Annotated in this window: 1 protein-coding gene; it reads left to right on the forward strand. The window is 59.4% G+C overall.

The window, feature by feature from the left end:
* Positions 1-202: 202 nt before the first annotated feature.
* The coding region (locus AC1RPG_RS08165; RefSeq protein ID WP_481762493.1) for a hypothetical protein at positions 203-465 on the forward strand (263 nt) is incomplete at its 3' end.

Below are 465 nucleotides of genomic sequence, written 5' to 3' on the forward strand. Positions count from 1 at the left end.
GGTTTTGGGTGTCGTGAAGCCGGGCCCGGACGCCGACGACACCATCGAGCGCGCATGGAAAGAAAACGAAAAATATGCACAGGCGGTTTGCGACCGGGCGGCGCAAGACGGGGAATAACCACAAAATTTAGTCGGGTACTATTGACGGGGCCGCGCGGCCCCATTATTATTCGTTCCCTCGATAACCCACTAGGGGAATGATATGGAAACGACGAAACCCGAACTGTTCTACCGCGACGGCCGCCCATTCTCGGGCCTGACCCCTGCCGACTACGACGAACGCAAGGGCTCTGCCTCGTTCTACCGGGCGGGCACGTGTCATCGGTGCGGCGGTGCAGGTGGCTCGCAAGCATGGGCCTATACGTGGTACACCTGCTATCAATGCGGCGGCTCGGGCAAAGGTGCGCCCGTTTTGACAAAAATTTACACGGCCGAGCAGCTCGCAAAGCTGAACGCGACTAAGGC

The organism is Dellaglioa sp. CoH-57-MRSF-18 (assembly GCF_056781995.1).